General features: G+C 61.8%; 5 protein-coding genes. 4 read left to right on the top strand and 1 reads right to left on the bottom strand.

From position 1 onward, the window contains the following. The first annotated feature begins 189 nt into the window (after positions 1–189). The 4 genes from purC to purQ are packed head-to-tail and all read left to right on the top strand — an operon-like array spanning position 190 to position 2277. Complete coding sequence (gene purC, locus GVN67_RS28495) at positions 190–954, top strand: phosphoribosylaminoimidazolesuccinocarboxamide synthase (protein WP_160000679.1); 765 nt, start codon at positions 190–192, stop codon at positions 952–954. 41 nt (positions 955–995) lie between these two features. Beyond that, positions 996–1235: a phosphoribosylformylglycinamidine synthase subunit PurS gene (gene purS, locus GVN67_RS28490; RefSeq protein WP_160000680.1), complete on the top strand. Its 240-nt coding sequence runs from the start codon at positions 996–998 to the stop codon at positions 1233–1235. Between the two features lie 33 nt (positions 1236–1268). After that, a complete protein-coding gene (locus tag GVN67_RS28485; protein WP_160000678.1) occupies positions 1269–1541 on the top strand; it encodes a hypothetical protein in 273 nt (90 codons plus the stop codon). 37 nt (positions 1542–1578) lie between these two features. Further along, positions 1579–2277 carry a phosphoribosylformylglycinamidine synthase subunit PurQ gene (gene purQ / locus GVN67_RS28480; RefSeq protein WP_160000677.1) on the top strand — a complete coding sequence of 233 codons (699 nt, stop codon included), beginning with the start codon at positions 1579–1581 and terminating at the stop codon, positions 2275–2277. Between the two features lie 156 nt (positions 2278–2433). On the opposite strand, the gene GVN67_RS28475 is transcribed toward purQ, so the two are convergent. Continuing rightward, positions 2434–3255, bottom strand: coding sequence for a hypothetical protein (locus GVN67_RS28475; RefSeq protein ID WP_160000676.1), 822 nt, complete (start codon positions 3253–3255; stop codon positions 2434–2436). Positions 3256–3460 lie beyond the last annotated feature (205 nt).

The following is a 3460-nucleotide window of genomic DNA, read 5'->3' as shown; positions in this document are numbered from 1 at the left end:
CTTCCAGCGCGAGGAGGTCGCCCGCTGGACCGAGCTGGTGCGCCTGACCGGGGTCACCATCGACGGCTGATCCCCCTCCCGGCATAGGCGCCTTGCAGCCATCGGCGGTGGCGAGGCGCTGGCCCCCCTGCTATACGGCCCCCGTACGCCGCCGGCCCCCGCTCCGGCGGCCAGAGGGATTCCTGGATCATGGCGCGTCGCCGACAACTCTTTGAAGGTAAGGCCAAGGTCCTGTTCGAAGGCCCCGAGCCCGGCACCCTGGTCCAGTACTTCAAGGATGACGCCACCGCCGGCAACGGCACCAAGAAGGGCATCATCACCGGCAAGGGCGTGCTGAACAACCGCATCAGCGAATACCTGATGACGCGGCTGTCCGAGATCGGCGTGCCGACCCATTTCATCCGCCGCCTGAACATGCGCGAGCAGCTGATCCGCGAGGTGGAGATCATCCCGCTCGAGGTCGTGGTGCGCAATGTCGCGGCCGGGTCGCTGGCGACCCGGCTCGGGCTGCAGGAAGGCACCCGCCTGCCGCGCTCGATCGTCGAATACTACTATAAGAATGACGCGCTGCAGGACCCGATGGTCTCCGAGGAGCACATCACCTGCTTCGGCTGGGCCTCGACCCAGGACCTGGACGACATGGTCGCCCTGACGCTGCGCATCAACGACTTCCTCTGCGGCCTGTTCCTCGGCGTCGGCATCGTCCTGGTCGACTTCAAGCTGGAATTCGGCCGCCTCTACGAGAACGACGAGATGCGCATCGTGCTGGCCGACGAGATCAGCCCGGACAATTGCCGCCTCTGGGACGTCAAGACCGGCGAGAAGATGGACAAGGACCGCTTCCGCCGCGACCTCGGCAAGGTCGAGGAAGGCTACCAGGAAGTTGCCCGTCGCCTCGGCATCCTGCCCGAGGCCGGCGTCCGCGACATGAAGGGCCCGGAGATCATGCAGTGACCGCCGCCCCGAACCATCCCAACGCCCGCCCGGAGCAGAAAATGAAGGCCATCGTCACCGTCATGCCCAAGGCCGGCGTGCTCGACCCCCAGGGCAAGGCCATCGAGCATGCCCTCGGCACGCTCGGCTTCGGCGGCGTGGGCGAGGTCCGCACCGGCAAGATCATCGAGCTGGAGCTGGCCGAGACCGACCCGGCCGCCGCCCGCGCGGCCGCCGAGGCCATGGCCCGCAAGCTGCTGGCCAACACGGTGATCGAAAGCTTCCGCATCGAGCTGGCCTGAGCCCGCGCGCCCTCGCCAGGAAGCCCCGCCGCCGTGATCAAGGCCTCGCTGCTGATCATGCTGCTGCTGACCATCATGGTCGGCATGGGGCTGCGCTGGCGCCAGGGCCGGCTGGAGGCCACCCGCCTGGCCGCGGCCCGCGCCGCCCCCGCGCCGCCGCGCGGCCGCCGGGCCAGCGCCCGCCCGGGGCTGCTGGCCCGCGGCAAGGCCGGGATCGACCTGTGGATCACCGCCGCCGCCATCGCCTCCGTCGTCACCATCCTGCTGATGGGCGGGCTGCACTGGATCAAGGTCTGGCTGCAGTGACCCGCCCGCTTCCCCCTCTCGCCGCCGAGGCCGCCGCATGAACGCCGTCATCCTCCTCTTCCCCGGCACCAACCGCGAGCGCGACATGGCCATCGCGCTGCAGAAGGCGACGGGGAAGAAGCCGACCATCCTGTTCCACCAGGAAACCGCCCTGCCCGCCGGCACCGACCTGGTGGTGCTGCCCGGCGGCTTCTCGCATGGCGACTACCTGCGCTGCGGCGCCATGGCGGCGCGCTCGCCGATCATGCCCGCCGTCGCCGAGTTCGCGGCCAAGGGCGGCCATATCCTGGGCGTCTGCAACGGCTTCCAGGTGCTGACCGAGGCCGGGCTGCTGCCGGGCGCCCTGCTGCGCAACGCCGGGCTGCGCTTCCTGTCGATGGACTGCCACCTGCGCGTCGAGACGACGAACAGCCCCTACACCAGCCGCTGGCAGCAGGCCGAAACCTACCGGGCGCCGATGGCCCATGGCGACGGTAATTTTTTCTGTGATGCCGAGACGCTGGCGCGGCTGCAGGGCGAGGACCGCGTCGCCTTCCGCTATGTCACCGCCGAGGGCGAGGCGACCGCGGAGGCCAACCGCAACGGCGCCATCGACAACGTCGCCGGCATCCTGAGCGAGAACCGCCGCATCCTGGGCATGATGCCCCACCCGGAAGACCTGGTGGACCCGCTGATGGGCGGGACGGACGGGCTTCCGCTGTTCGAGAGCATCGCTGGGGTTTTTGCGACGGCTTGAACGGGCGGTTCAGTTCGGAGAGTTGGTGGGCGCGGGACCGGGAGGTCTCGCGCCTATTTTCTGGTATCGATCAAATTCATTGTATAAGCCACGGTGCTACGCAACGATATCCGCAGCAATGAAAACAAAAAACTTTGAATACCAAAATGATATTTTCTACCCGTAATCGCAATCGATCAAAATAACCCTTTTCACTTCATCTCTTGCCGATTTAATCCACCTTAAACTGAATCGCAGCTCTTTTTCTCCACCAGTAGTACTGCCATGCAGAGACCATGTCAGATAAGCCTTCTTATCCTCCGGAAAATTTTCAGCCAAACTAAACGGAACTATTTTCCCCAAATTTTCTATGAATGCTCGGCCATTGCTTGTTATGGCATTATATCTAGTAACATTCCCCAATTCTCCATTTGGAGACCTCGAGGTTGTACGTGTATTCACCCACGCTTTTGTAGTCGAATTAAAAACAACAAGTGAGGATCGCGGTCTTTCCAAGGTAATTTGGGGCACGCCTTTTCCGACTGGGGCGTGAGCTTTTTGGAGTGGCCCTTCTAGAACTTCCGACAATTTATCAAAGTGCGGTTCGTATTTCGTCGCAAGGCGAGTTGCGAGCTTGTCACTCTGGGCGTCATCGTCATACCCAGAGGCCTTCTTCAACGCCATTTGCATAAAACGATAAAAAGGTGCGGCGCCCGTCGTACCAACGGCAGCGATGACACCGGCTGTGCCTGGGTAACTTTCAATGATCGTTATAAGGTCAAATAGTACGCTGCCCCTTTTAGGAGGCTCAATCCAGATTTTTGCCTTCTTAAGTGCAGTCGCTCTCGAAACGACCTCTTCGTTTACGTAGAGGTGGACGCACAACTGAAGGGCGCGAGCGAACCCCTGCAAAGATGTAGAAGCTTCATACATATCCAGGTGGTGATCATCTGCATCACCTCCCGAATACCTGATTTTCATTCTGAATTCTTCAGTCATACATTCCACACCGGCATCGTTCCGAGAGTCTTCGGATTTTCCTAAATTTTGTCAAGATACAGCTATTTTCCCGTATTTTAGCTGGGTCGATAGGCAGAGCTGACGAAAAGCACCGCAAGATGAATTAGGAAAACTTGCCTATAGCAAAGTTTCCTGCTACGTTCCCGGAATGAGCGCATCCCTCCCCTCCTCCCCTATCTGCTGC

The sequence above is a fragment of the Roseomonas sp. 18066 genome (genome assembly GCF_902706185.1).
Classification (GTDB): Bacteria; Pseudomonadota; Alphaproteobacteria; order Acetobacterales; family Acetobacteraceae; genus Pseudoroseomonas.
This window is presented reverse-complemented; position numbering and strand designations above follow the sequence as displayed.

Coding starts and splice junctions, on each gene's coding strand:
- purC (WP_160000679.1), top strand. CDS start 190: ATGGCGCGTCGCCGACAACTCTTTGAAGGTAAGGCCAAGGTCCTGTTC.
- purQ (WP_160000677.1), top strand. CDS start 1,579: ATGAACGCCGTCATCCTCCTCTTCCCCGGCACCAACCGCGAGCGCGAC.
- GVN67_RS28475 (WP_160000676.1), bottom strand. CDS start 3,255: ATGACTGAAGAATTCAGAATGAAAATCAGGTATTCGGGAGGTGATGCA.
- purS (WP_160000680.1), top strand. CDS start 996: ATGAAGGCCATCGTCACCGTCATGCCCAAGGCCGGCGTGCTCGACCCC.